Below are 595 nucleotides of genomic sequence, written 5' to 3'. Positions count from 1 at the left end.
TGCCGCGCGTCAAACAAGATGAGAGCAGCGCGTCAATCAGGATGAGAGTACTGGCGTTGCGGCAGCGGTGGAGGGCGTAGCCCGGAACCGCTGCCGCAACGCCGCGCCGAGGAGTCCGCCCCGCTGCCGGGGTGCCTTGTCGGTGGTCGCGGTAAATCGGGTATGAACAGCTCTTCCATGTAGCGAAGGGAGGCTGAGTTGCCCGGCCGACACATCAACGACCATCAGATGAGGCTCTACATGAAGTACAGACTCAAGGAGGGGCCGCCCCAGGCGGCTGCGCGCGCTGGGTTCAGCGCCGCCACGGGCTATCGCATCGAAGAGGATCCGCGATTGCCATCGCAGAAGAAGGCCCCGCGCGGGCGTCGCCGGGCCGATCCCCTGGTCGCGATCTTTGACACTGAGATCGTGCCGCTGCTCCAGTCCGCCCCCGGCATCCGGCCGATAGCCGTACTGGACGAGATGCTTCGGCGCCATCCCGACCTTCCGGGCAACGTGCGCCGCACGCTTGAGCGGCGTATTCGCGACTGGCGCGCACTCCATGGCGAGGAACGTGACGTCATGTTCCGTCAGGTACACCAGCCCGGTCAGCTAG

The 595-nt window shown here is 65.9% G+C and carries 1 pseudogene; it reads left to right on the top strand.

Annotation, left to right across the window (positions count from 1 at the left end):
- Positions 1 to 228: 228 nt before the first annotated feature.
- Positions 229 to 595, top strand: a pseudogene (locus M3I54_RS44560) (IS21 family transposase); the annotation flags it as partial.

It is taken from the genome of Paraburkholderia sp. CNPSo 3274, from assembly GCF_024206475.1.
Classification (GTDB): domain Bacteria; phylum Pseudomonadota; class Gammaproteobacteria; order Burkholderiales; family Burkholderiaceae; genus Paraburkholderia.
This window is presented reverse-complemented; position numbering and strand designations above follow the sequence as displayed.